Here is a 24153-nt window from a genome sequence, read left to right as displayed (position 1 = left end):
TTGGGGGAACGGCGGTCAATGAATGCCGCCTAGCACGGATCTGCCGCCGGAATAAGCCGAAACCGCGGGCGATGGCAACTAAAGGGCCGGTAATATCCGAGTAATATCGGGAACGGCGTCAGCGCGCCGACGCGGCCGCAACGCTTCTGCCGAGGGCTTCGAGGGCCGCGGCGATGTCCCCCGGAGCGGCGGCGGCGCTTTCGGCCGGAGGTTTGGGCTGAGCTGGCTTCGGGGCCGATGCCGCTTTTTCGACGCGGGGAACCTGATGAACCTTGAGCTGGCCGATCGCGCGGTATCCGAAATACCGGTTGATCCGGTCGATGATTTCCTTGTGACGGTATGAGACCTCGAGCGCGAATGCCGGGTCGCAGGCAACGATCAGTGTCGCGCCCGCGCTTTGCCCGGCGTCATCTGCATCGACCGGCGCCCTGGCGCCACGCGGCCACTTGATCGTTTCGGGACGCGTAAGCCTCGCCACATCGGCGCCGACGATCGTTTCCCACGACGACAAGATCTCGGCGCTGTGAAAGCCATATTTCTCGAACGCCGCCGACGTCACTTTCGGCACGAACGAGCCGACCGCCCGCGCAAACTGGCCTTTTACGGTCCGGACATCCGGAGGTAATGGCCGCATCTGAGCTGTGGGTTGTTTCGTGCTCAATGGCGTCGCTCGTCCCGGCAGGCTTGTGGTGACGTGAATGAGGTCTACCATTGTCGATGCGATTCGAGGGTTCCGCGCAACCGGAGATGAAGAGCGCATGGGCGCGGTCCAGGAAAATGCAGCTCTCCGCCGGCGACAGCAACAGCTTCCGTTGCGGCCGGCTGGCCCGTTGACCGTCAAGGCGCTGCTCGCTTGGTATGAAGCCGAGCGCCGCGATCTCCCCTGGCGTTACGGTCCCCGCAAAAAAGCCGATCCCTACCGCGTCTGGCTGTCCGAGATCATGCTCCAGCAGACAACGGTGAAGGCCGTCGTTCCGTATTTCCAGAAATTCGTCGCCCGCTGGCCGACGGTTACTGCGCTAGCGGGAGCCCAGTTGGAGGAAGTCCTGCAGCACTGGGCGGGCCTCGGCTATTACTCGCGAGCGCGCAACCTCAAGGCCTGCGCCGATGCGATCGCGCGCGACTACGGCGGCGAATTCCCGAAGAGCGAAGCTGAGCTTCTGAAGCTGCCGGGCATCGGCCCGTACACAGCTGCAGCCATCTCGGCCATCGCGTTCGGTGAAAAGGCGACTCCGGTCGATGGCAACGTCGAACGCGTCGTCTCGCGATTGTTCGCCGTCCGCCAGCCGCTTCCCGGCGCGAAGCCCGAAATTCGCAGGTTAGCCGCGACGCTCACGCCGCAACGGCGGGCCGGAGATTTCGCGCAGGCCATGATGGATCTCGGCGCCGAAATCTGCACGCCGCGAAAGCCGTCATGTCTTGTCTGCCCGCTTCAGCAGGACTGTTCGGCAAGCGCGCAAAACCTCGCCGAGCTTTTGCCCATGCGCGGCGCCAAGGCGGAACGCCCGTCGCGATACGGAATTGCTTTCCTCGTGCAAAGGGAAGACGGCGCCGTGCTTTTACGCCAGCGCCCCGAGGCAGGCCTTCTCGGCGGCATGCTCGAGGTGCCGTCGACGCCCTGGGGTGACGCCTTGCCGGCCAAAAAGGAAGCGATGCGGGCAGCCCCCGTGACGACTGCGTGGCTACCGGTGCCGGGTGCCGTCGTTCACGTCTTCACGCACTTCCGGCTTGAGCTGATCGTCTACCGCGCACTCGTTCCAATCGATGCGAGCTTCACACTCTGGGCCGAGCAGGAGCGCTGTCGATGGGTTCATCGCCGCGACCTCCACGCTCAAGCCCTGCCGAGCGTGATGAAGAAAGTCATCGCGCACGGCTTGGCTGATAACTGAGCCTGCGGCTCCTCGGACCTAAATCGAGATGCGACTGCCGAGCCCGAGCTGACGCTTTGCTTCCGAGCGAAGGTCGTCGATCGGCTTCAGCTTTCCTTCCGCCTCGAAGTGCCAGTACGTCCAGCCGTTGCACGCGGCCTTGCCCTGGACGATAGCGCCGAGGCGATGAATGGACGCCTGCTGGCCATCGTAGAATAGCGTGCCGTCTGCGCGCACTTCCGCGCGAACTTCCCGCCGCGGACCGAACAGCTTGCGGCCGGGCTTGATGATGCCCAGTTCCAGAATCTGTCCGAAGGGAATGCGCGGTTCGCTGCGCTTCGACGGCAGCGTTTCGATGGCTTCGGTTTCGAGCGGCTGCACTTTGGCGATCCGCTCATCGGCGGCCGTCGCATAATCGAGATCGCGTTCGATGCCGATGAACTTGCGGCCGAGGCGCTTTGCCACCGCGCCCGTCGTGCCGGTTCCGAAGAATGGATCGAGCACGGTGTCGCCCGGCTTCGTCGATGCGATCAGGATGCGATGGAGCAACGCTTCCGGCTTCTGCGTCGGGTGTGCTTTGCGGCCGCCGTCGTCCTTCAAGCGCTCCGGTCCCGAGCAGATGGGGAACAGCCAATCCGAACGCATCTGCAGATCGTCGTTCGAAGCCTTGAGGCTTTCGTAATTGAACGTCACGCGCGATTTGCGATCGCGACCGGCCCAGATCATCGTTTCATGCGCGTTGGTGAAGCGCTTGCCGCGGAAGTTCGGCATCGGGTTCACTTTGCGCCAGATGACGTCGTTCTGAATCCAGAAGCCCAAGTCCTGGATCGCGGCGCCGAGGCGGAAGATGTTGTGATAGGAGCCGATGACCCAGATGGCGCCGTCGGGCTTCAGCACGCGGCGCACCTCGGTGAGCCATGCGCGGCAAAATGAATCATAGGCCGCGAAGTCGTCGAATTTGTCCCATTGGTCGTCGACGCCATCGACCTTCGTATTGTTCGGACGCATGAGATCGCCGGCGAGCTGCAGATTGTACGGCGGATCGGCGAAAACGAGATCGACACTCGCGGTCGGGAGCTTCTTCAGCTCGGCAATGCAATCACCAACGAGAATCTTTCCACTCTGCGAGCGGACTTTGACGCGACGCGAACCCATGTACTGAACCTGCTACGCTACGAATTACAAAACGCGCGCCTCAAACTCATGAAGCGAGCCTGCACGCTTTGTACATGATCGGAAGCGCGCGTGAATACACGTTCGACACACGCAAGCGATTTATATTTTTTGATTCGATGTGCAACTTAAAACGCTTGCGGACTAAGCGTCGGCGAGCCTAAGTCCGAGCGCCGGTCCGAGACCGAGTGCAAGCTGCACCGGTTTGAACGATCGCCGGTGCATCGCTGAGACGCCGAGCTTGTCGATCGCCGCCTGATGTTCCGGCGTGCCGTAGCCCTTGTGGCGCTCGAAGCCGTAACCCGGATAATCGCGCGCCATCTCCATCATCAGACGGTCGCGCGTAACCTTCGCGATGATCGATGCCGCTGCAATCGAAAGGCATTTGGAATCGCCTTTGACGATCGTTCGCGTCGCCATCGCGACTCTCGGCGCCTTATTGCCGTCGACGAGCACCAGTTTCGGAGTCTCAGTAAGCTGGCCGATGGCCTGTCCCATCGCCCAGAGAGTGGCGCCCAGGATATTCTCGCGATCGATCCGCTCGACGTCGGCGACGCCCACGCCGACAATCGCGACCTTCATGATGCGTCTGTAGAGATAGGCGCGGGAGTCTTCGTCGAGAATTTTGCTGTCGTCGATATTCGCCGGAATCTTATCGGGATCGAGGATGACGGCCGCCGCAACAACGGGTCCCGCCCAGGGTCCTCGGCCCGCTTCATCCACGCCTGCAATCGGCCGCGAGCCCAGAAGATGCTCCGCGGCTTCGAGTTCGAACGTCGGCTTGATCCGCGAATCGGCAATCTTCATTCACAACTTTGATCATCGCGTTTACCACGATGTCAAAGCAGTGAGAGCTGTTGTCCCCCGTTTCCGGGCCTAATGAAAAGATCGGTACGAAGTGGAACGCGCTCTTCGCCGAGACCGAGCCGCTTCTTCGTAAGCCGGAAGCGGAGTGCAATCTGCGAAGCATAAGGACCTCGCCCGCGTTGGCGGACGCCGAAATGAGCCGTGTAGTCACGTCCGCCGTGCATCGAACGAAGCAGCGAGATGACTTTGTCGGCGCGATCGGGAAATTCCTCTCGGAGCCATTCGCGAAAGAGATCTTTGATCTCGAGCGGCAACCGCAGCAGCACATAACCCGCATCGCGCGCGCCGGCTTCCCGCGCCGCCTCGAGTATCGGCTCGATTTCATGATCCGTCAGGCCCGGAATGATCGGCGCCACCATGACGGTCACCGGAATTCCGGCATCCGCGAGCCGCTTGACCGTATCGAGCCGTTTCGAAGGCGTCGCAGCGCGGGGCTCCATCGCGCGGGCAACGTGACGATCGAGAGTCGTTATCGAGACAGCCACTCTCGCCAAATTCTTGGCAGCCATCGGAGCCAGAATATCGATATCGCGCGCGACGAGCGCCGACTTCGTGATGATGCCGACCGGATGATTGGCCGTCGCCATGACTTCGAGGATCGCGCGCGTAATCCGGCGTTCGCGCTCGATCGGCTGGTAAGGATCTGTGTTGCCGCCGATCGCAATCGTCTCGGGCTTGTAGCCCGGGCGTTTGAGTTCGCGCTCTAAAAGAACAGCGGCGTTGGGCTTCGCATAGAGCTTCGTCTCGAAATCGAGACCTGCCGAATGTCCGAGATAGCAATGGCTCGGCCGCGCATAGCAATAGATGCAGCCGTGTTCGCAACCCCTGTACGGATTTATCGAGCTGTCGAAGGAAACGTCGGGGCTGTCGTTATGCGAGATGATCGACTTGCTCGTGTCCTCGAAAACCTCGGTCTTGAAGGCTTCGAGTTCGCCGAGCGTCTCCCATCCGTCGTCGAATTCTTCATGCGCCTGAGATTCGAAGCGCCCCGTCCTGTTGGAACGCGCGCCCCGGCCGCGGCGGCGCTCGGAATCCACCACGTCTTGCATCGCCGGATAATCTGAAAGGTCTCTGTCTGAAGCCATTTCCCGACCGAACTCTCGAACCGCGGAGTCGATTAGCAGCTTTTGAAGAACAAATAAAGAACAAACGGCTGTCTGAGGTCGTTGCCATGGTTAAGACCCGCGACGTGGCGCGCCTTGCCGCAGGGTCTCTGGCGTGCCAGGAAATGAACATGATCTCGGTAATAATTCCCGCGCGTAACGCTGAGCATAGGTTGGCCGCCACGCTAGCCGCGCTGGTTCCGTCGGCAATCGACGGTATCGTCAAGCAGGTCATCGTGGTCGATGCGGGGTCGACGGACCGTACTGCTGAGGTCGCAGATCAGGCGGGAGCCGACGTTGTCGAGAGCGCTCCGGGGCGCGGCGGGCAGCTGGCACAGGGCGCGGCTCTTGCCCGCTTTCCATGGCTCCTCTTTCTCAACGCCGATACCGTCCTCGAAGATGGCTGGGAACGCAGCGCAACGGCCTTCATGCGGCGCGTCGATTGCGGTGAGCGTTCGATGGCTGCAGGTGCCTTCACATTCCGCCTCGACGACAAAGGCATTGCTCCGCGCCTTCTTGAGCGTCTCGTTCATCTGCGGTGCAAGATCTTGCGCGTGCCCTATGGTGATCAGGGCCTGCTGATCCCGCGCCAGCTCTTCGACGCCGTCGGCGGCTACAAAAATCTGCCGATCATGGAAGATATCGATCTGGCTCGCCGTCTTGGCCGCAGACGTCTCGCGATGCTCGACGCGTACGCCATAACATCGGCCGAGCGATACAAGCGTGACGGATATCTGTCGCGTTCCTTGCGCAACCAGATCTGCCAAGTGCTCTACGGCGCCGGTTTGCCGATCAGCGTCGTCGCACGCCTGCACGGATCGGTCGAAACCACTCCGTAAGCGTTCACCCGAGTCCCGCTCAACCGGATTTACGGTGCTCCTCGAGCCGGGGCATGATCTCGACGAAATTGCACGGACGATGGCGGGCATCGAGCTGCAATTTCAGAATTCCGTCCCACGCGTCGCGGCACGCTCCCGTCGATCCCGGCAAGCAGAAAATAAACGTCCCGTGCGATACGCCCCCGCACGCCCGCGACTGGATCGTCGACGTGCCGACCTTCTGAAACGACAGCATGTGAAAAAGGATCGCGAAGCCTTCGATCTCTTTTTCAAAGAGCGGCTTGATTGCTTCCGGCGTGACGTCGCGCCCGGTAAAGCCGGTGCCGCCGGTGGTGATAACGCAATCGACGGACGGGTCGTTGATCCAGCCTTCGACGATGCTTCTGATGAGGCCCGTGTCGTCTTTGACCAACCTGCGGTCGGCGAGAACATGCCCCGCTTCGCCGATCGCCTTCTCCAGGAAATCACCTGACGTATCTTCAGCAAGCGTCCGTGAATCGGACATGGTCAGGATGGCGATCCTGACGGGGACGAACGTGCGTTCGGCATCGATGCCGGCCATGACGGTTCCTCAGAGTTTTGAACGTATCTGCAACAAATCGATCCACGCGAGCTGCTTTGCAGCCGGCGTCCTGAGCAGATAAGCCGGATGCAGCGTCGCGATCGCCGGAATTTTCCGGTCGCCGATCTCAATTTCCCGCCATTTGCCCCTGAGCCGCATGATGCCTTCGCTGGCGCCAAGCATCTCCTTGGCCGCCGAGCCGCCAACAGCAACGAGGATCTTCGGAGCAACGAGCTCGATCTGCCGTTCGAGGAAGGGGCGGCACGCGAGCGCTTCCTGCGGTGTCGGCGTGCGATTGCCGGGCGGCCGCCAATAGACGACGTTGGTGATGTGAACGTCGGCTTCCGTTCGCCCGATGGCATGGAGCATCTTGTCGAGCAGCTGCCCGGCGCGTCCGACGAACGGTTTTCCGGCTAGGTCCTCATCGCGGCCCGGAGCTTCGCCAATGATCATCAGGTCGCTGTTCGGAGCGCCCCGGTAAAAGCAGAGCTTGGTCGCGGTCGATTTCAGGCCGCATCCGTCGAAATTCTGCAGCGCAGCTTCGAGTTCCTGAAGCGAATTGGCCGCTCGCGCGATGCGCCGCGCGCCGGTCTCGGCTTCGCTCGCACCGAGGGGGGTGACGGCGCGGGGCCGGGTAACCTGGGGCGACCCTGAAGCCCCGGAGGGCCGGGCGCGAACCGGCGACTGAACCGCATCCGCCCCCCGAGCGGGGTGTGGCGCCGGCCGGCCCGGTGATGCTGCCTCATCCCGGTCGGGCCAAGCGAATGCCGCCCCTGGCGCGTCGTTTCCGCGCTGAAGCCAGTCCTGCGCTGTATCGCCCACAGCGGCATCGGCCCCCATGGCCTGCAACCAACTGAGCAGCGAAAGCATTTCGTCTTGACCGTTCGATCTCACCATCGCAGCCGAGAATAGAGGTGCGGCAAGACAATTGCACGCGGCTGCACGCCGCTACCATGTGGAGCCGCTGCCGGTACCGTTGGCTTGACGCCTTCTGTGCCGGGACCTAATCGAGGACAAATGGTTTTTCAGCAAGCAAATCGAGGGTGACTATGTCCGCTGACGAGGCCGATCTGCCGCCGCGTGAGGCAATGGACTTCGATGTTTTGATCGTCGGCGCTGGGCCCGCGGGTCTGTCGGCAGCCATACGTTTGAAGCAGAAGGCCGCAGAGACGGGCTCCGATATCTCCGTCGTCGTCGTCGAAAAGGGCTCCGAAGTCGGAGCGCACATCCTTTCGGGCGCCGTCATCGATCCCATCGGCATCAACCGCCTCTTCCCGGACTGGAAGGAACGCGGCGCTCCGATCGAGACGCCCGTGACCGAGGACGTGTTTCTTGTGCTCGGTCCGGAAGGCGACCTTCGCCTGCCGAACTGGCCGATGCCGCCGATGATCAAGAACCACGGCAATTACATCGTCAGTCTCGGCGCGGTCTGCAAATGGCTTGGCGAGCAGGCAGCCGAACTCGGTGTCGAAATCTATCCGGGCTTCGCCGCGAGCGAAGTTCTATACGACGAGAACGGCGCTGTTGCAGGTATCGCGACGGGCGACATGGGGGTCGGCCGCGACGGCAAGCCGACGGATAATTTCGTTCGCGGCATGGAACTGCGCGCCAAGTACACTTTGGTCGCCGAAGGCGCCCGCGGTTCGCTCTCGAAAGGTTTGATAAGCCGTTTCGAACTGGCGAAGGGTCACGAGCCGCAGAAGTACGGCATCGGCCTCAAGGAGCTTTGGCAGATCGCGCCCGAGAAGCATCGCCCCGGATATGTGCAGCACACGTTCGGATGGCCGCTCGACAGCCGCACCGGCGGCGGCTCATTTCTCTATCACTACGGAGACAATCTCGTTTCCGTCGGCTTCGTCGTGCACCTGAATTACGCCAATCCCTATCTCTCGCCGTACGATGAATTCCAGCGCTTCAAGACTCATCCCGCCATCCGGGACGTTTTCGAAGGCGGCAAGCGCATCGGCTACGGCGCACGCGCCATCACCGAAGGCGGCTGGCAGTCGATGCCGGATCTCGTGTTCCCCGGCGGAGCCCTGCTCGGTTGCGCAGCAGGCATGGTGAATTTGCCGCGCATCAAGGGCAGCCATAACGCCATGCTGTCCGGCATTGCGGCCGCAGACTCGGTCGTGGATGCCCTCGCCGCAGGCCGCTCACACGACAAGCTCGGCGACTACGAAAAAGCGGTGCGCACGGGCGATATCGGACGTGATCTGAAACGAGTGCGCAATATGAAGCCGCTCTGGTCCCGCTTCGGCACGTACATTGGTGTTCCGCTCGGCGGCGCCGATCTTTGGCTCAACACAATCATTTCCGGTGTCGGCCTCGGCTTCACCCTGAAGCACGGCAAGACGGATGCCGCAGCGACGGGACTAGCAGCGGATTACAAGCCGATCGCGTACCCGAAGCCCGACGGAAAGCTGACGTTCGATCGTCTGACGAACGTATCCTTCTCGGCCACCAATCACGAGGAGGATCAGCCGGTACATTTGAAGCTGCTCGATCCGTCCGTCCCGATTGCGATCAATCTGCCTGAGTACGCCGAGCCGGCGCAGCGCTACTGCCCAGCCGCCGTATACGAAATCGTAACCGACGAGTTGGGCCAGCCGAAATTTCAGATTAACGCCCAAAACTGCGTACACTGCAAAACCTGCGATATCAAAGATCCGAGCCAAAATATTAATTGGACGTGCCCGGAAGGCGGCGGCGGGCCCAATTACGCCGGAATGTGACGATCAAAGACCTGGGGGGATGTTGTCCCCCCAGTGCTTTCAGCAACATAACGGGTGCGGCAGGTTGCCATTTTTCTTTGTTGCGCGTTTGCAATGTCCATAACAGTTAGCAATTTCGGATCATGTCCCATTTTTCACGCGAAGCGTGTCGCCAACCGCGCGATAACTTTGCTAGGCTCGGATCCGCAGGAATCGAATTGGCTTCCGGCAGCAAAGGAAAAATGTCGATGCGGGGACCCCTCGGGCGCGTGCTGAGTGTAGGCCTTGGTGCGATCGCTATGACGATCGCCGGGTTTTTCAGCGAGGCTCCGGCCCGCTCTCAAGACCAGGACCCGGGTCAGGACGAGATTTCGACCTCTGTACTCGGGAACTATTTGGCGGGGCGCTTTGCCCGGGCCGCGCAGGACACCAAAGAAGCCGCAGATTTTTACGGCAAAGCCCTCGAACGCGATCCAACGAATGAGGTGCTGCTCGAGCAGGCCTTCCAGATGGAGACGATGTCGGGCAACTGGCCGAAAGCCATTCCTCTCGCCGAGCAGCTGGCGGCAACCCGCCAGTCGCATCGGATGTCCCAGTTTCTCTTGGGCGTGACCGCATATAAGGCAGGCGATTACGCGAAAGCCGAAAAGCATTTCACCGCCGCCTCCGAAAATCCCATTGGCGAGCTGACGAGCGCCATCGCTGTCGGCTGGACGCGCCTTGCAGCGGGAGACGCAGACGGAGCTGTGAAGGCTCTTGATCTTCCGAAGCAGCCTGACTGGGCGCAGTTCTACCTGCGCTATCACCGGGCGCTGATTACCGACCTCGCCGGCCGCAAGGCAGATGCTCGCGCGTCCTACGAAAAAGTCTTCAAGCAGGACAGCCGCACGCTCCGGACGTCGCTTGCCTACGCCCAGTCTGCCGCCCACTACGGAGACTTCAAGACCGCGCGTCAGGTGATGAAGGAGCAACTCGCGAAAACCCAGGGCGATGCACATCCGCTCGCGAAAGAGATGCTCGACATCATCAATCGCAAAGAGAAGCCGCCGCTCTTGATCTCCAACCCGACGGACGGTCTGGCAGAAGTATTTTACGGGCTCGGCGAGGCGCTCGCGGGAGAAGGCGGCGTCAGCCTCGGAACGATCTATTTGCAGCTCGCTCTCGATGCCAAGCCCGATCACGCCTTTGCGCTCGCAGCGCTTGCCAACGCTCTTGAAGCCGTGAAGCGCTACGACGACGCCATCGCGACCTATGACAGGATCCCGAAGGGAACGCCTCTCCAAAGCGCGATCGACATTCGCAAGGCGTTCGACCTCAACTCTCTCGATAAGCCCGACGAAGCCAAAGCGATCCTGACCAAGCTTATCGAAGCCGACCCGAAGGACGTCCGCCCGCTCGAGGCACTCGGCAACATCATGAGAGCCCGCAAGGATTACGCGGGCGCCGTCACGTACTTCACGAAGGCCCTTGCTGTTCTGAATAAGAACGACCCGCGCAATTGGGGTTACTACTATGCGCGCGGCACATCTTATGAGCGGCTGAAGAACTGGCCCGCAGCCGAAGCCGACCTGAAGCGCGCACTCGCGCTCGCTCCCGATCAGCCGCTGGTTTTGAATTATCTGGGCTACTCCTGGGTCGATCAGGGCAAGAACCTCAAGGAAGGAACGCGCCTGATCGAGAAGGCCGTGCAGCTGAAGCCCGATGACGGCTACATCGTCGATAGTCTCGGATGGGCGCACTACAAGCAGGGTAACTTCAAAGAGGCCGTGCGCTTCCTCGAGCGTGCCGTCGAGATCAAGCCCGAAGATCCGACGTTGAACGATCACTTGGGCGACGCTTTCTGGAAAGTCGGTCGCGAACGCGAGGCCCGCTTCCAGTGGAACCAGGCGCTGTCTCTCGATCCCGAGCCGCAAGACGTCGACAAGATCAAGGCGAAAATCGAACGCGGTCTCGATGCGAAGGGCGAAGCCAAGAACGCCGAGAAGACCCGGCAGGTTCAAAGGGACGATGCCTCGCGCCGGCGCAGCGAAAACAAGGCTGGATCGCCGCAAAGCCGGGCCGTGGAGTAAATCGCCGCAAAGCTGGATCAACAAATCACGGGCGCCATTGGCGCCCGTTTTCATGCTGCTGAGATCTCATGCCCCTGAAGCCGGAATTCGCTCCCGCCAAGATCAACCTGACGCTCGAAATTCTCGGCCGGCGTAGCGACGGCTACCACGAGCTTCGAAGCCTCGTAGCATTCGCAGCCGACGCCGGCGACCGCCTGACGCTGACCAGCGACGCGCCGGCCTTGACGAAAGTCGAGGGGCTGTTCGCAAACGCGCTCGGCCACGCCAATCTCGTCGACGCCACCGTCGAGACGCTCACGCGCATTCTTCCCAATGTCATTCTCGGCGGCTTGACGCTCGAAAAAAATCTGCCCGTCGCCGCCGGCATTGGCGGCGGATCGGCGGACGCGGCAGCAGCGCTCAGGCTTCTGAGCGCAGCGCATCCGGAAATCGCCGGGCTCGATTTGACCGTGATCGCGCGCACCCTCGGCGCCGACGTTCCGGTCTGCCTGCGCAGCCGCAGCGCGATAATGACAGGCATCGGCGAGACGATTGTCGATTTCGAACTGCCGGGCGAGATCTTCGCGATCCTCGCCAATCCGCTCATCGAAGTGCCGGACAACAAAACGGCGGAAGTTTTTCGTCTCCTCCGCGCTCAGCCGTTGCCAGCCGATGCCACGAGCGAACGGCCGCCGGTCTTGTCGTCCATCGGCGAGCTGATCAGATACGCAGCAACACGCGGGAATTCGCTTGAAGCGCCCGCACGCGAGCTTTTCCCTCAAGTAGGCGCGATGCTCTCGGAGCTCGCGAAGCTGCCGCGATGCCGGCTCGCCCAGCTCTCAGGCGCGGGACCGACCTGCTTCGCCCTCTTCGATACCCAGCAAGCGGCGTCGCTCGGCGTGCGCATCCTCAAAGCCAGCTGGCCCCAGTGGTGGGTCGCCGCGACGCGCCTTATCTGATCCGTTCTCGATCAAGCTGCCGAGTAGGCCTTCTCAGTGAGTGCGGCTGATGCAGAAGCCGATGACCTGCTCCAGCGCATCCTTCTCCCGGCTCGCCGGAAAAATCGCGAGCGCATCGCGCGCGATTGAGCCATAGGAGCGCGCCCGCTCGAACGTCGCTTCGATGGCCTTGTGCTTGCGCATGAGGCTGACCGCGTGTTCGAGGTCGCCGTCCGCTATCTCGCCCTCAGCGATGGTCCGGTTCCAGAACTGGCGCTCATCGTTCGAGCCGCGCCGGAACGAAAGAATGACCGGCAGCGTGATCTTGCCTTCGCGGAAATCGTCGCCGACGGACTTGCCGAGGCGGCTGCTGTCGCCCGCATAGTCGAGTGCGTCGTCGACCAGCTGAAACGCAAGGCCGAGATTCTTTCCGTAGGATCGAAGGGCAGCCTGCTCTTCCGTGGGCCGCTGTGCAAGCGCTGCACCCGACTCGGCCGCAGCCGAAAAGAGTGCGGCCGTTTTGGAATTGATGATCGAGAGATAATCGTCTTCAGTCGTCGATGTATTCTTCGCGGCCGCAAGTTGCATGACTTCGCCTTCCGCGATTGTCGCCGCTGCGTTGGACATGATGCGAAGAACGGTCAGCGATCCGACGTCGACGAACATCTTGAACGCCTGGCCAAGAAGAAAATCGCCGACGAGCACGCTCGCCTGATTGCCCCATATCATGCGCGCCGTTTTACGGCCCCGCCGCGTCGCGCTCTCATCGACGACGTCGTCGTGAAGCAGCGTCGCCGTATGCATGAATTCGACGGCCGATGCGGTTCGGATGTGGCCGTTTCCGCCATAGCCGCACAACTTCGCCGAAGCGAGGGCCAGCATGGGCCTCAGGCGTTTCCCGCCGCTATCGATGAGGTGGTGAGCGAGCTCGGGTATCATGTCGACATCGGACACCGCCTTGTCGAGAATGATCCGGTTTATGGCCTCGAGATCATCGGATACGAGATCGAGAAGCGGTTGCAGCTTCTGACCTGTCTCACGAACGTCTTCGAGTGGAATCACGCGACCCAAGTTGGCCCCCAATTTTTACACCATGCTAATATAGGTAGTTGCCTTTAGGCCGTCACCCAGCCTTCGCCGGCCAGATCTGATTGATAGTTTAGGATTGGCCATGCGCGAGTTGATTGTGACGAATGACCCCGTACTCATTAGCTTCACCGAAGCACTGCTAAGAGATCAGGGTATTGAGGCGGTGGTATTTGATCGAAATATTAGTCTTATGGAAGGGTCAATCGGTGCTTTCCCGCGACGTCTTGTCGTTCCGGACGAGGTATGGGCCAAGGCAGCCGAATTTCTGAAAGCGGCCGGACTGGGCGATTGGGTGGTCGGAAATGAAAGTAAGTGAGCCTGACCTATCCATAATTGAGACGGCCAGCGAAGACATCTTTTTGGGTGACGCTTTGATGGTGCGCCAGCCGCGGAATGGTTACCGGGCAGGAACAGATGCCGTTCTGCTCGCGGCATGGATCAATCCCGAGGCCGCCGGTAAAGGACCGGTACTCGATGTCGGATCAGGTGTCGGCGTCGTCGGACTATGCGTCGCGGCGCGTTGTCCAAACGCGCGAGTTCTGCTCGTCGAGCGCGAACCCGATCTCGCCGTGCTTGCCCGCCATAACGTTGAGCGCAACGGTCTGGAAATGCGCGTTTCGGTTGTCGAGGCCGATATCGCGCGCTCATCAGATGCGCTTTTCCGCTCAGGGATAGCTTCAGAGACGTTTCCGATTGTGCTCGCCAATCCGCCTTATCACGAGGAAGGCCGAAGCACGGCCGCGCCGAGCCCGCTGAAGGCTGCAGCGCATCAGATGGCGCCCGATGCACTCGATACATGGGCGCGCTTCATGAATCGCATGGCGCTCCCGGGTGGACGCGTCGCGATGATTCATAAGGCCGAGGCGTTGCCCCGAATTTTATCTGTTTTCGAAGGGCGCTTTGGCGGCATTAACATCCTGCCGATTTATGCGCGCGCCGGTGCACCGGCAATCCGGGTGATCGTCAGCGGAATTAAGGGCAGCCGTGCGCCGATGTCGATCAAGCCCGCGCTCGTTCTGCATGGCCCCGAGCAGGCCTTTCTGCCCGAGATCGAGGCTGTCTTCAGGCATGGCGCCGCACTTCCGGCAAGATTCGGCGGCTGATCGCCTCTGGCAAGCTGCCTGCGGTTGCACTAGATCATGCAACTCCCATCCTTAACGCAACGTCAGAGCAAGTTGCTCGCAGGAGTGAAGCTTCATGTGGCCGTTCTCGCGTCAGCCCGTCGTCCCCGTTTTACGTTTCAGCGGTCCGATCGGAATGGCAACTCCGTTGCGTCCGGGCCTGTCGCTTGCGGCCTACGCGGGGGCGATCGAAAAGGCATTTTCGCTTTCGAAGCTTCCGGCGGTTGCGGTTGTCATCAATTCGCCGGGCGGCTCGCCTGTACAATCCAACCTCATCTTCAATCGCCTTCGCCAATTGGCGGCCGAGAAGGAGAAGCGCGTCTACGTCTTCTGCGAGGACGTGGCCGCATCCGGCGGCTATTTTCTCGCGATCGCAGGCGATGAAATATACGGCGATCCTTCCTCGATCATCGGGTCGATCGGCGTCGTCTCGCGCAGCTTCGGCTTCGTCGACTTACTGCAGCGTCTCGGCATCGAGCGTCGCGTTTATACGGCGGGTACCGACAAGAACCAGCTTGACCCGTTTCTGCCTGAAAATGCCGACGACATCTCGCGCCTCAAAGCCATCCAACAGGATGTGCACGACGTTTTCATCGGCCTTGTCAAGGAACGCCGCCTCGGCAAGCTGAAAGCGCCGGACGCGGAGCTTTTCTCGGGCGCTTTCTGGTCCGCATCGAAAGCCGTCGACTTCGGCCTCATCGATGGAATTACCGATGTTCGCACCAAGATGCAGATGCTGTTCGGCGACAAGGTGAAGCTGAAGGTCGTCGAGCCCGAAAGGGCGGGACTGCTTTCGCGCCTGCGCCGTGCGCCCGGTGCTTCGGGGCTAGGCAACGGTCTTGCTTTTGCCGACGATCTGGTGTCGGCTGTGGAGGAGCGATCGCTCTGGTCGCGCTTTGGGATCTAAGGCGTCACGGAGGGCCTCGTAATGCCCCCAGTCATGTTTCTTGCGGTCGTAGGATTGGCAGGGTTTGCCGGCTACCGGCTTCTGTCCGCCTTGGCGCGCAATGCTCAGTCCGGCACCCGGAAGGCTGACCAGGCCATGCGGCGTGCGGCAGCGCATGTACGCGACCTCGGAAATCTCGAATGGGATGAAGCCGCAGGGGTTTACCGGCCGCGGGCGCAATCAAAAGACTGAGAATTACCGTCGTCAGAGGCTAAGTCGGCAGCTGGCTGAAGCCGTGCTTGCGCGTGGTGCAGGAAAGCCCCATTACCGCTTCTCCGAGCGTGACAAGGTGCCGTTAACGCGTATATTGCCCGCCAATTAAGCCCGAACGAGCAAAAGACAAATGCCCCAAACGACGGTTTCCACGAGGGCCGCACGGCTCCATGCGTTGCGCCCCAAAGAAGCCTTTCAGGACCTCATTCTGACGTTGCAGAGCTTCTGGAGCGCCCAGGGCTGCGTCATCCTCCAGCCCTACGACATGGAGGTGGGAGCGGGCACCTTTCACCCGGCAACGACATTACGCGCGCTGGGCCCGAAATCCTGGTCCGCCGCCTACGTGCAGCCCTCGCGCCGTCCGAAAGACGGCCGCTACGGGGAAAACCCGAACCGGCTGCAGCACTACTATCAGTTCCAGGTCATCATGAAGCCGTCTCCGGCGAATATCCAGGAGCTCTATCTCGCGAGTCTCGAGGCAATCGGCATCGATACAACGCTGAATGATGTTCGCTTCGTCGAAGACGACTGGGAAAGCCCGACGCTCGGCGCCTGGGGTCTCGGTTGGGAGGTCTGGTGCAACGGCATGGAAGTATCGCAATTCACCTACTTCCAGCAGGTCGGCGGGTTCGACTGCAATCCGGTCGCCGGCGAGATCACCTACGGTCTCGAGCGGCTCGCCATGTACGTCCAGGGCGTGGATCGGGTTTATGATCTCAATTTCAACGGCCGCGACGATGACAAACGCCTGACATACGGCGACGTCTTCCTGCAGGCCGAGCGCGAGTATTCCCGTTTCAACTTCGAGCACGCCGACACCGAGGTGCTGCTTCGCCATTTCAAAGACGCTGAGGCCGAGTGCAAAGCATTGCTCGAGGCCGGGGCGAAAGGTGGCGAGGAGCACTTGCTCGCGCTTCCCGCCTACGATCAGTGCATCAAAGCGAGCCATATCTTCAACTTGCTCGACGCTAGGGGCGTGATTTCGGTCACAGAGCGTCAGAGCTACATCCTGCGCGTCCGGGACATGGCGAAAGCCTGTTGCGCCGCGTGGCTAAAGACAGAAGGAGGAGGACGCGCATGAATGACACGACCCTCGGTATAATCGCGGCTGCCGTACCGCTGCTTGTAATCGGTTTCTTCGTCCTACGGCGAATGCCCTGGATCTTGGCATTTTTCGTAGCTCTCGTCGGCGTCGGCATCGGTTACCTCCACACGACCGGCGCAACGCGCGACATCGGCCATCAGGTCAGAGCGGCGCTTCCTGCGGGCATCCTGCCGGAACACAAGAAGGCGGCGGACGAAGGCGCGGCCGTGAAGGCGGAAACACCACCGCCCGCGCCCGCAGCCGAGCCTGCCCCGGCGGCTCCCGCACCTGCGGCTCCGGCGGCGGCACCGGCACCCGAAAGCACGCCGGCTCCAGCTCCGGAAACTCCGGCACCAGCGCCGGCGCCGGCCAACCCCTAACGGCTCACTCTCCCCGTTGCGTCACACAATGGGGAGAGGCCTCTGGTGAGGGGCCGCTAAATGCGGCCTGCATCTCTCCCCCTCGCCCCGCTCTTTCCTGTAAGACGGGACGAGAGCCATTTTTACCGAGAACGATCTTGCATGTCTGAACTTCTACTTGAGCTCTTGTCGGAGGAGATTCCGGCGCGCATGCAATCGCGCGCAGCGGAGGATTTGAAGCGCCTCGTAATCGACGGCCTCAAAGCGCGCGGTCTCGACGTCGGCGAAGCGCGCAGCTTTTCAACGCCGCGGCGGTTGACGCTCGTCATCGAGAATGTTCCCCAAGGCTCTCCCGCGACCTCGGAAGAAAAGAAAGGTCCGCGCGTCGGCGCTCCGGATCAGGCCGTGCAGGGCTTCCTGAAGTCCGCAGGCCTCGCCTCGATCGGCGACGCAACGATCGTCAAGGATGCGAAGAAAGGCGACTATTACGTCGCCAAGATCGAAAAGCCCGGCCGCCCCGCGCCTGAAATCATCGCCGAGACGGTGACAGACGTCGCAAACAAATTCCCGTGGCCGAAATCGATGCGCTGGGGATCGTCGCCCTTCCAGTGGGTGCGCCCGTTGCAGTCCGTGCTCTGCTTGCTCGGTGGCAAGGTCGTGCCGTTCGAGATCGCAGGCCTGCCCACAGGCAACGAAACACGTGGCCATCGCTTCCTCGGACCGGGACCCTTCAAGGTCAAGAACTTCGCCGAATACGAGGAGAAGCTGTTCGCGCATCACGTGGTGCTCGATCCCGCGAAGCGCGCAGCCACGATCTCCGATCAGGCGCATGCGCTCGCGAAAGAAGCAAAGCTCGAACTCGTCGCGGACGAGGCGCTGCTGGCCGAAAACGCGGGCCTCACGGAATGGCCGGTCGTGCTGATGGGCGCATTCGACAAATCCTTCCTGGAAGTGCCGGGCGAAGTCCTGATGACGTCGATGAAGACGCATCAGAAGTGCTTCTCGCTGCGCGATCCGAAATCGAAGAAGCTCGCCAACAAATTCCTGCTCGTGTCGAACCTCGTCGCAGCAGACGGCGGCGCGCAAATCGTTTCCGGCAACGAGAAGGTCATCCGCGCGCGTCTCTCGGACGCCAAGTTCTTCTGGGATCACGATCTCAAGCATCCGCTCGGCGAGATGGCGGGCAAGCTCGCGGGCATCACGTTTCACGAAAAGCTCGGGAGCCAGAAGGATCGCGTCGATCGCATCGAGCAGTTGGCGTTCGAGCTTGCAGGCGCATGCGACGCTGATCCTCAGGACGCGCGCCGCGCCGCTGGTCTCTGCAAGGCGGACCTGGTTTCCGAAATGGTTGGCGAATTCCCGGAGCTTCAAGGCTTGATGGGCCGCTACTACGCAGAGCATGTCGGCACCAAGCCGGAAATCGCCCGCGCCATCGAACTGCACTACAAACCGAAGGGCCCGACCGATATCGTGCCGCGCGAAGACCAGGGCGACGCCGTCGCCGTTGCCGTCGCGCTCGCCGATAAGCTCGATACGCTCGTTGGCTTCTGGTCCATCGACGAAAAGCCGACAGGATCGGGCGACCCCTATCAGCTTCGCCGCGCCGCGCTCGGCGTCATCCGCATCGTGCTTGAAAACGATCTGCGCGTTCCGCTCGGCAAGCACATAAAGCAAGGCCTTGCTCTACAGAAGAACACCGTAAAATCCGCTTCAGGATTAGCCGACGACCTCCTCGCGTTCTTCGCCGATCGACTGAAGGTCTTCCTTCGCGAGCAAGGCAAGCGTCACGACTTGATCGACGCCGTGTTCGCGCTCGGCGGCCAGGATGATCTTGCGCTGATCGTCCGCCGCGTTGAAGCGCTCGACGCATTCCTGAAAACGGACGACGGCGTCAACCTGCTCGCCGGCGTCAAGCGCGCCGCGAACATCCTCGCCATCGAGGAGAAGAAGGACAAGAAATCGCACGCCGGTTCCTACGACCTCTCGCTCCTGAAAGAGAAAGAGGAAGTGGCTCTCGCAGCCGCTATCGAGGCGGTGAAGCAGGATACGGTCGGGGCAATCCAGGTCGAGAATTTCGCAGGTGCCATGCGCGCGCTTTCTGAATTGCGCGGGCCCGTCGATCAGTTCTTCGACAAAATACTCGTCAACGTCGCCGATCCGAAATTGCGCGAGAACCGTCTGCGGCTCCTGTCTGAAATCCGCGCCGCAACGCTGACCGTCGCCGACTTCTCGAAGATCAGCGGATAAAAAAACGTCATCCTCGGCATTATGCTGAGGATGACCCAATCGATCTGCGATGTCAGTTGCCCCGGGAGAAGCCCCGGGGACTATGAAACGCGAACGGCGATCAGTTCTTGACGCCCGCGGTCTCGGTGGTCGGCAGCGTTGTAAATTTCGTCGGCGCAGTAATCGTCTCGCTTGGACGAGCAATGGGCTGCGTCGTCGACGCGAAGTAGTTCGGACCGGCGACAGCGTGGAGCCAACGAACGGTGATGTTGGCCGCATAAGCAAACGTGATGATTGCGATAACGACCGCTATCGAAAGCATCGCGACATAAGCAAGGTATTCAGAAACCACCAACTTTGCGCTCGCGGCGTGTGCGCGAGGCCGGTTCGTGCGATTGAGCGGGTGATAGACGAATTTTTGCTGCATGGCTGTTCTCTACTAGCGCAGTAACGCGGGGGGCACTGGATCTGCGCGACATCTGAACGTCTCCAAACTTAAATGGGTTCCGAACCCCCTTTCGTCCAGATGCGGCCAGATGTGAATAGTCGCGGCGAATTCGCCTAAACCCGATGACGTGGGTGCGCTGAACTTGCCGTCTAGGCTTCGACGGCGGCGGACGTGCCCTCGTAGTCCTCCGTTGCAGCTAACCAAGCATCTTCCGCCACCTGCAGCTCACGGACCAACTGACCGCGCTTCAATGCGGCGGCCTGTGCACGCGGAGGATCGGCGCTGTAAATTTCGGAATCTCCGAGCACCGCGTCGAGAGCCGCGATTTCCTTCGTGAGCTTATCGACCTGCTTCTCGGCGGCGACCATCGCCTTTTTCAACGGTGCGAGTTCGGCCCGCTTTTCGGCGGCCGCCCGGCGCTGGTCGGTGCGGGAGGAACGGCCGTCGGAACTCCCTTCGTCTCGCCGCTCTGAAGTTCGCGCGCCGCGCTCCTCGAGCAGAAGCGAACGATAAGTATCCATGTCTCCGTCATAGGAGGAGACGGCGCCGTTGCGCACGAGCAAGAGCCGATCCGCAGTCGCTTCGATCAGATGCCGGTCGTGGCTGATCAGAATGACGGCGCCGTTGTATTCCATCAGCGCGTGGATCAGTGCCTCGCGGCTGTCGACGTCGAGATGGTTCGTCGGCTCGTCGAGGATCAGCACGTGCGGACCATGGAAAGCAGTCAGCGCCAGCAGCAGTCGCGCCTTCTCGCCGCCCGAAAGTTTCGCGCACGCCGTATCCGCCTTATCGGCGCTGAAGCCGAACGTGCCGAGCTTGGTCCGCCGTTGCGCCTCGGTGGCGTCCGGCATCAACTTCAGCATGTAGTCGTAAGGCGTCGCATTCGGCAGCAAATCATCGAGCTGATGCTGCGCGAAATATCCGACCTCGACCTTCTGCGCGCCGAACACATTCCCCGATAATGGCTTGAGGCGTCCCGCAATCAGCTTCGCGAGCGTCGACTTGCCGTTGCCGTTCTGCCCAAGCAGCGCGATGCGATCATCGTTGTCGATGCGAAGGTCGATACCGGAAAGAATGGGCCGCTCCGCCTCATAGCCGGCGCCAGCCTTTTCGATGCGCAAGATAGGGCTCGCGATGATCTTCTGCGGATCGGGAAAGTGGAACGGCACGACCCGGTCGTCGACCTGCGCCGCAATCGGCTGCATTTTTGCGAGCGCCTTGACGCGGCTCTGCGCCTGGGCGGCCTTGGTCGCCTTCGCCTTGAAGCGATCGATGAAGGCCTGCAAATGCCGGCGTTGCTCGTCCTGCTTTTTCTTCAGCTTCATTTCGAGGCGCTGCTTCTCGCGGCGCGTCTCCTCGAAATCATCGTAGCCGCCGGAATAAAGCGTCAGCTTACCCTTATCGAGATGCATGATCGTCGACACGGCGCGGTTGAGAAGATCGCGATCGTGGCTGACGATCAGCACGGTATGCGGATAGCCCTTGAGATGGTTCTCGAGCCAGAGCGTGCCTTCGAGATCGAGGTAGTTCGTCGGCTCGTCGAGCAGCAGGATGTCGGGCTTCAGAAACAGGATCGCGCCAAGCGCCACACGCATGCGCCAGCCGCCGGAGAACTCGCGGCAGGCGCGCCGCTGCGCTTCCTCGTCGAAGCCGAGGCCGGAAAGAATGCGCGCCGCACGAGACGGCGCCGAATGCGCGTCGATGTCGGTCAGCCGCATTTGTATTTCAGCGATGCGCTCGGGATCTGTCGCATGCTCGGCTTCCGCGAGCAGGCTTGCCCGTTCCGTGTCGGCGGAAAGCACCCAATCGATGAGGCTCGCATCGCCGCCCGGAGCCTCCTGCGCGACGTGGCCGAGGCGGGCATTTCGCGGAATGGAAATCGATCCGTCGTCAGGCGCGATCTCACCCTTCAGCAGCCGCAGCAGCGTCGTCTTGCCCGCGCCGTTGCGGCCGACGAGCCCGACCTTATGGCCAGACGGAATAGCGGCCGTCGCCGATTCCAGGATCGGTTTGCCTTCGATTCGATAGGTGAGATCGTTGATATGAAGCATAGGCGATGCGGATAGCTGGTCCGCTGCGTCCTGTCACTGGGTCAGAGAGCTACGCCAAAGCGCGCCAGAAGCTGGGACATGAGAGCATAGGCAGCGAACGTCGCGGCGCAGGCAATCGCGAGGCTCAGCCAGAAATCGAAGCCCCGCGCCAGTAACAGGGGTAAAACGATAAACAGTACGAGCGACGGCAGAACGTACCAAAAGATGCTGTAGGAAAGGCTGGCGACCTTGGCGGCGTCGCCGGTTTCACCATAAAGCCAGATGAATGCCAAAAGCGACGTGATTGGCAGAGAAGCTAGTATTCCGCCGAAAAGCGTTGAGCGCTTCGCCACTTCGGAAATCGCTACTACCAGAACCGCGGTCACAAGAACCTTGATCCCGGTGTAAAGCATCGCGTCAGCCCGATACGACGGGCTTCAACGTTTCGAAGAGCAGCCGGTCTCGGACCGCTTTGTCCTGCACCGCGAGGTGCGCGACGAACCAATCCTGCACCATCTTGCAAACCTGCTCCGGCTCGCGCTTCGCAAGCAGCTTCGGATTTGAGAAGACCTGCAGATCTTCTTCCTTCCAGCCGAGCTTGCTGAGCTCCTTGATCAGAAGGTCGTAATCGCTCTTCACAGCCGAGTCATGCTTGACCGGAGCCTTGGTGCCTTCCGAGATGGCTTCGAAGATGGCGCCGGCCTGCGCGTTGAGGGCGGTCGCCGTTTCCGGATGTTCCATCATCTGCACGACGGCCGGGCTCGTCTCGCCTTTCGAAATGAAGCCGAAGCAGGCGCTGACGCTCTGCTGTCTGAGCGACTTCAGATGATCGAGGAAAGCCTGCGCGATTGCCTGCAGCCTGTCCGAACTCGCGAGCAAAGCCTTTTCGGCATTCTTCCGCCGGAGATCGACAAGGCCCTGCGCCAACAGAGCGGCGACTTCGTTATCGGACTTGTTGTCGGCGACGAGCTTGTTCGCGTCTCCGATCTGAGAGGTATACCAGCTCGGATATTCTTTCTTGATCAGCGCCCACACCGCTACTTTCTGCAAGCGCTGATCGAGCGGCGAACCATCGACGCCCGTCGACGGCGCCGCGACCGGCGGTTGCGTATCGATAGCCGCGACTTGCGTCTGAGCGTTCGATGTATCGGCGGCAGGCGGCGGATCAGGTTGCGGCGAAGGCGTCGATACGGACGCGGTCGTCGTCTCGCTTGGCGACGGGGATGGCGGACTGCTTATGACGTCGTTTGCGCTGGGCGCCGCCGATGCGGTGACAGACGCTTGATCGCCGGGCTGAGTGCCCGTCGTCTGCGTGTCTGCAAGCGTGTTCGTGGCATGCGCGTCGGGCGGGGCGGAAACGATCGGCGCGTCGTCGGCCGATGTACCGGTGGAAGAACCCGAAACCATTTCGGAGATCGGCCCGCGATACGTCGCAAGCGCAAAGGCACCGCCCCCGATGAGCGTAATGGCGACGCTGGCAAGCGCCAGCCGCTTCACGATGTTGCGCTCTGGCCGCGCTGCCGCTTCCTGGGCGTAGTCGGCCCCATGCGCGTCTTGAGGCGGCGGAGCAATATTATTGGAATAACGCGCCGGCTGACTGAGCGCGCTTGGGCTTGGCGCCTGCGAGCGGGCGGGAGCTGGCTTCGGTTCCTCGCCGAGTGCTTCGAACGCGGTCGGAAAAACGGTCGGAGCCGATTGCCACTCGGGCATACCCGGCCGCCAGATGAGATCGCTCAAACGAAGATAATTGTGCGCGACAAACGTGCGCATTTCCACGTCAGTCAGCGGCCCGTGCTGCTTACCGTCGCGGGCGATATACCACTGAATTTCGTTGGCCTGTACCGTCATCATCGCTTCTTCGCACACGTAGGCGTCAATGCCTAACCTCCCGACCGTGCGCTTTGCGCCGGCCCACACTGTTCATACGCAATTGCGCCCGTCAATCGGGCGATTATGCGGTAAACCAAGACTTTTACGTACGACGTGCAACCGATTGCTTCGAAGCGGCCACGTCGGGCGCTTGCTGCTGGCGGTTCGCATCGCTATAAGCCCGCTCACCCCACATAAAATCCGCAAAGCGAGACAGACTTATGGCCATCGAACGCACGTTTTCCATTATTAAGCCGGACGCAACGCGCCGCAATCTCACCGGCAAAATCAACGCCGTGATCGAAGATGCCGGCCTGCGTATCGTGGCTCAGAAGCGTGTACGGTGGACCCGTGCGCAGGCTGAGAAATTCTATGAAGAACACAAGGCACGGCCATTTTACGGCGAACTCGTAGATTTCATGACATCCGGCCCCGTCGTCCTCCAGGTTCTGGAAGGCGAAAACGCCATTGCGAAATACCGTGAAGTCATGGGTGCGACCGACCCGAAAGAGGCAGCTGAGGGCACGATCCGCAAGCTTTTCGCCGAATCCAAGGGCTCGAATTCGACCCACGGATCTGACAGCGCCGCTGCTGCTGATCGCGAAATTGCCCTCAATTTCCGCCTCGATGAAATCGTCGGCTGAACGATAAGACGTCGG

Annotated in this window: 24 protein-coding genes; 13 read left to right on the top strand and 11 right to left on the bottom strand. The window is 61.2% G+C overall.

The window, feature by feature from the left end; translation table 11 throughout:
• Positions 1 to 118: 118 nt before the first annotated feature.
• Entirely contained in the window at positions 119 to 661 is a 543-nt protein-coding gene (locus BM399_RS14090) for a DUF721 domain-containing protein (RefSeq protein WP_092869107.1), read from the bottom strand.
• Between the two features lie 97 nt (positions 662 to 758).
• Between BM399_RS14090 and mutY the strand changes: the two genes are divergently transcribed.
• Positions 759 to 1889 (top strand): A/G-specific adenine glycosylase, encoded by a 1131-nt coding sequence (gene mutY, locus BM399_RS14085; RefSeq protein ID WP_092868410.1) that lies wholly within the window; start codon positions 759 to 761, stop codon positions 1887 to 1889.
• An 18-nt stretch (positions 1890 to 1907) separates the two neighbouring features.
• Here the strand turns inward: mutY and BM399_RS14080 are convergent, their stop codons facing one another.
• The 3 genes from BM399_RS14080 to BM399_RS14070 all read right to left on the bottom strand — a co-directional run bounded on the left by BM399_RS14080 (position 1908) and on the right by BM399_RS14070 (position 4993).
• Entirely contained in the window at positions 1908 to 3023 is a 1116-nt protein-coding gene (locus BM399_RS14080) for a site-specific DNA-methyltransferase (RefSeq protein WP_092868409.1), read from the bottom strand.
• Positions 3024 to 3185: 162 nt separating this feature from the next.
• A complete protein-coding gene (locus BM399_RS14075) occupies positions 3186 to 3848 on the bottom strand; it encodes a ribonuclease HII (RefSeq protein WP_092868408.1) in 663 nt (220 codons plus the stop codon).
• Between the two features lie 32 nt (positions 3849 to 3880).
• Positions 3881 to 4993: a PA0069 family radical SAM protein gene (locus tag BM399_RS14070; protein ID WP_092868407.1), complete on the bottom strand. Its 1113-nt coding sequence runs from the start codon at positions 4991 to 4993 to the stop codon at positions 3881 to 3883.
• 86 nt (positions 4994 to 5079) lie between these two features.
• On the opposite strand from BM399_RS14070, the gene BM399_RS14065 reads away from it, so the two are divergent.
• Positions 5080 to 5850: a TIGR04283 family arsenosugar biosynthesis glycosyltransferase gene (locus BM399_RS14065; RefSeq protein ID WP_425284081.1), complete on the top strand. Its 771-nt coding sequence runs from the start codon at positions 5080 to 5082 to the stop codon at positions 5848 to 5850.
• A 19-nt stretch (positions 5851 to 5869) separates the two neighbouring features.
• On the opposite strand, the gene moaB is transcribed toward BM399_RS14065, so the two are convergent.
• Together moaB and BM399_RS14055 are read right to left on the bottom strand one after the other, a co-directional pair.
• The gene (gene moaB / locus BM399_RS14060; RefSeq protein ID WP_092868406.1) at positions 5870 to 6412 is read right to left on the bottom strand and encodes a molybdenum cofactor biosynthesis protein B; all 543 of its coding nucleotides are present in this window, start codon (positions 6410 to 6412) and stop codon (positions 5870 to 5872) included.
• Between the two features lie 9 nt (positions 6413 to 6421).
• Complete coding sequence (locus BM399_RS14055; RefSeq protein ID WP_092869105.1) at positions 6422 to 7282, bottom strand: uracil-DNA glycosylase; 861 nt, start codon at positions 7280 to 7282, stop codon at positions 6422 to 6424.
• Positions 7283 to 7461: 179 nt separating this feature from the next.
• On the opposite strand from BM399_RS14055, the gene BM399_RS14050 reads away from it, so the two are divergent.
• The 3 genes from BM399_RS14050 to BM399_RS14040 all read left to right on the top strand — a co-directional run bounded on the left by BM399_RS14050 (position 7462) and on the right by BM399_RS14040 (position 12130).
• The gene (locus tag BM399_RS14050; protein ID WP_092868405.1) at positions 7462 to 9144 is read left to right on the top strand and encodes an electron transfer flavoprotein-ubiquinone oxidoreductase; all 1683 of its coding nucleotides are present in this window, start codon (positions 7462 to 7464) and stop codon (positions 9142 to 9144) included.
• A gap of 227 nt (positions 9145 to 9371) precedes the next feature.
• Positions 9372 to 11192, top strand: coding sequence for a tetratricopeptide repeat protein (locus BM399_RS14045; protein ID WP_092869104.1), 1821 nt, complete (start codon positions 9372 to 9374; stop codon positions 11190 to 11192).
• 68 nt (positions 11193 to 11260) lie between these two features.
• On the top strand, positions 11261 to 12130 hold the full coding sequence (locus tag BM399_RS14040) for a 4-(cytidine 5'-diphospho)-2-C-methyl-D-erythritol kinase (RefSeq protein ID WP_092868404.1): 870 nt from the start codon (positions 11261 to 11263) through the stop codon (positions 12128 to 12130).
• A gap of 33 nt (positions 12131 to 12163) precedes the next feature.
• Here BM399_RS14040 and BM399_RS14035 read toward each other — a convergent pair whose 3' ends face one another.
• A complete protein-coding gene (locus BM399_RS14035; protein WP_092868403.1) occupies positions 12164 to 13180 on the bottom strand; it encodes a polyprenyl synthetase family protein in 1017 nt (338 codons plus the stop codon).
• 100 nt (positions 13181 to 13280) lie between these two features.
• Between BM399_RS14035 and BM399_RS14030 the strand changes: the two genes are divergently transcribed.
• The 7 genes from BM399_RS14030 to glyS all read left to right on the top strand — a co-directional run bounded on the left by BM399_RS14030 (position 13281) and on the right by glyS (position 19168).
• A complete protein-coding gene (locus BM399_RS14030) occupies positions 13281 to 13514 on the top strand; it encodes a putative signal transducing protein (protein ID WP_092868402.1) in 234 nt (77 codons plus the stop codon).
• The gene (locus BM399_RS14025; protein ID WP_092868401.1) at positions 13501 to 14301 is read left to right on the top strand and encodes a tRNA1(Val) (adenine(37)-N6)-methyltransferase; all 801 of its coding nucleotides are present in this window, start codon (positions 13501 to 13503) and stop codon (positions 14299 to 14301) included. Before BM399_RS14030 ends, BM399_RS14025 begins: the two co-directional genes overlap by 14 nt.
• A 94-nt stretch (positions 14302 to 14395) precedes the next feature.
• Entirely contained in the window at positions 14396 to 15226 is an 831-nt protein-coding gene (locus BM399_RS14020; RefSeq protein ID WP_092868400.1) for a S49 family peptidase, read from the top strand.
• Positions 15227 to 15247: 21 nt separating this feature from the next.
• Positions 15248 to 15457, top strand: coding sequence for a hypothetical protein (locus BM399_RS14015; RefSeq protein WP_092868399.1), 210 nt, complete (start codon positions 15248 to 15250; stop codon positions 15455 to 15457).
• A 151-nt stretch (positions 15458 to 15608) separates the two neighbouring features.
• A complete protein-coding gene (locus BM399_RS14010) occupies positions 15609 to 16559 on the top strand; it encodes a glycine--tRNA ligase subunit alpha (protein ID WP_092868398.1) in 951 nt (316 codons plus the stop codon).
• Positions 16556 to 16942, top strand: a complete 387-nt coding sequence (locus tag BM399_RS14005) for a hypothetical protein (protein WP_092868397.1) — start codon at positions 16556 to 16558, stop codon at positions 16940 to 16942. The genes BM399_RS14010 and BM399_RS14005 overlap by 4 nt, the downstream gene beginning before the upstream one ends.
• 141 nt (positions 16943 to 17083) lie before the next feature.
• Entirely contained in the window at positions 17084 to 19168 is a 2085-nt protein-coding gene (gene glyS / locus BM399_RS14000) for a glycine--tRNA ligase subunit beta (RefSeq protein ID WP_092868396.1), read from the top strand.
• A gap of 100 nt (positions 19169 to 19268) precedes the next feature.
• On the opposite strand, the gene BM399_RS13995 is transcribed toward glyS, so the two are convergent.
• The 4 genes from BM399_RS13995 to BM399_RS13980 all read right to left on the bottom strand — a co-directional run bounded on the left by BM399_RS13995 (position 19269) and on the right by BM399_RS13980 (position 23476).
• Positions 19269 to 19574 carry a hypothetical protein gene (locus BM399_RS13995; RefSeq protein WP_092868395.1) on the bottom strand — a complete coding sequence of 102 codons (306 nt, stop codon included), beginning with the start codon at positions 19572 to 19574 and terminating at the stop codon, positions 19269 to 19271.
• Between the two features lie 170 nt (positions 19575 to 19744).
• A complete protein-coding gene (locus BM399_RS13990; RefSeq protein ID WP_092868394.1) occupies positions 19745 to 21646 on the bottom strand; it encodes an ABC-F family ATP-binding cassette domain-containing protein in 1902 nt (633 codons plus the stop codon).
• Positions 21647 to 21687: 41 nt separating this feature from the next.
• On the bottom strand, positions 21688 to 22038 hold the full coding sequence (locus BM399_RS13985; RefSeq protein ID WP_092868393.1) for a DUF3147 family protein: 351 nt from the start codon (positions 22036 to 22038) through the stop codon (positions 21688 to 21690).
• A gap of 4 nt (positions 22039 to 22042) precedes the next feature.
• Positions 22043 to 23476, bottom strand: coding sequence for a DUF4339 domain-containing protein (locus tag BM399_RS13980; RefSeq protein ID WP_244531260.1), 1434 nt, complete (start codon positions 23474 to 23476; stop codon positions 22043 to 22045).
• Between the two features lie 239 nt (positions 23477 to 23715).
• Between BM399_RS13980 and ndk the strand changes: the two genes are divergently transcribed.
• The gene (gene ndk / locus BM399_RS13975) at positions 23716 to 24138 is read left to right on the top strand and encodes a nucleoside-diphosphate kinase (protein ID WP_092868392.1); all 423 of its coding nucleotides are present in this window, start codon (positions 23716 to 23718) and stop codon (positions 24136 to 24138) included.
• The last annotated feature ends 15 nt before the right edge of the window (positions 24139 to 24153 follow it).

Source organism: Hyphomicrobium facile (genome assembly GCF_900116175.1).
In the GTDB taxonomy this organism is placed as follows: domain Bacteria; phylum Pseudomonadota; class Alphaproteobacteria; order Rhizobiales; family Hyphomicrobiaceae; genus Hyphomicrobium_B; species Hyphomicrobium_B facile.
Note: the sequence above shows the minus strand (reverse complement) of the source record. Positions and strands in the feature narration are given on the sequence as shown.

What these genes read in the sequence shown, in the direction of transcription:
- BM399_RS14005 (WP_092868397.1), top strand. Translation starts at nt 16,556, where the DNA reads ATGAATGACACGACCCTCGGTATAATCGCGGCTGCCGTACCGCTGCTT.
- BM399_RS14075 (WP_092868408.1), bottom strand. Translation starts at nt 3,848, where the DNA reads ATGAAGATTGCCGATTCGCGGATCAAGCCGACGTTCGAACTCGAAGCC.
- BM399_RS13980 (WP_244531260.1), bottom strand. Translation starts at nt 23,476, where the DNA reads ATGATGACGGTACAGGCCAACGAAATTCAGTGGTATATCGCCCGCGAC.
- BM399_RS14025 (WP_092868401.1), top strand. Translation starts at nt 13,501, where the DNA reads ATGAAAGTAAGTGAGCCTGACCTATCCATAATTGAGACGGCCAGCGAA.
- BM399_RS14080 (WP_092868409.1), bottom strand. Translation starts at nt 3,023, where the DNA reads ATGGGTTCGCGTCGCGTCAAAGTCCGCTCGCAGAGTGGAAAGATTCTC.
- BM399_RS14045 (WP_092869104.1), top strand. Translation starts at nt 9,372, where the DNA reads ATGCGGGGACCCCTCGGGCGCGTGCTGAGTGTAGGCCTTGGTGCGATC.
- moaB (WP_092868406.1), bottom strand. Translation starts at nt 6,412, where the DNA reads ATGGCCGGCATCGATGCCGAACGCACGTTCGTCCCCGTCAGGATCGCC.
- BM399_RS14015 (WP_092868399.1), top strand. Translation starts at nt 15,248, where the DNA reads ATGCCCCCAGTCATGTTTCTTGCGGTCGTAGGATTGGCAGGGTTTGCC.
- BM399_RS13995 (WP_092868395.1), bottom strand. Translation starts at nt 19,574, where the DNA reads ATGCAGCAAAAATTCGTCTATCACCCGCTCAATCGCACGAACCGGCCT.
- BM399_RS14030 (WP_092868402.1), top strand. Translation starts at nt 13,281, where the DNA reads ATGCGCGAGTTGATTGTGACGAATGACCCCGTACTCATTAGCTTCACC.
- BM399_RS14020 (WP_092868400.1), top strand. Translation starts at nt 14,396, where the DNA reads ATGTGGCCGTTCTCGCGTCAGCCCGTCGTCCCCGTTTTACGTTTCAGC.
- BM399_RS14050 (WP_092868405.1), top strand. Translation starts at nt 7,462, where the DNA reads ATGTCCGCTGACGAGGCCGATCTGCCGCCGCGTGAGGCAATGGACTTC.
- BM399_RS13985 (WP_092868393.1), bottom strand. Translation starts at nt 22,038, where the DNA reads ATGCTTTACACCGGGATCAAGGTTCTTGTGACCGCGGTTCTGGTAGTA.
- BM399_RS13990 (WP_092868394.1), bottom strand. Translation starts at nt 21,646, where the DNA reads ATGCTTCATATCAACGATCTCACCTATCGAATCGAAGGCAAACCGATC.
- BM399_RS14010 (WP_092868398.1), top strand. Translation starts at nt 15,609, where the DNA reads ATGCCCCAAACGACGGTTTCCACGAGGGCCGCACGGCTCCATGCGTTG.
- ndk (WP_092868392.1), top strand. Translation starts at nt 23,716, where the DNA reads ATGGCCATCGAACGCACGTTTTCCATTATTAAGCCGGACGCAACGCGC.
- mutY (WP_092868410.1), top strand. Translation starts at nt 759, where the DNA reads ATGGGCGCGGTCCAGGAAAATGCAGCTCTCCGCCGGCGACAGCAACAG.
- BM399_RS14065 (WP_425284081.1), top strand. Translation starts at nt 5,080, where the DNA reads ATGGTTAAGACCCGCGACGTGGCGCGCCTTGCCGCAGGGTCTCTGGCG.
- BM399_RS14055 (WP_092869105.1), bottom strand. Translation starts at nt 7,282, where the DNA reads ATGCTTTCGCTGCTCAGTTGGTTGCAGGCCATGGGGGCCGATGCCGCT.
- glyS (WP_092868396.1), top strand. Translation starts at nt 17,084, where the DNA reads ATGTCTGAACTTCTACTTGAGCTCTTGTCGGAGGAGATTCCGGCGCGC.
- BM399_RS14040 (WP_092868404.1), top strand. Translation starts at nt 11,261, where the DNA reads ATGCCCCTGAAGCCGGAATTCGCTCCCGCCAAGATCAACCTGACGCTC.
- BM399_RS14070 (WP_092868407.1), bottom strand. Translation starts at nt 4,993, where the DNA reads ATGGCTTCAGACAGAGACCTTTCAGATTATCCGGCGATGCAAGACGTG.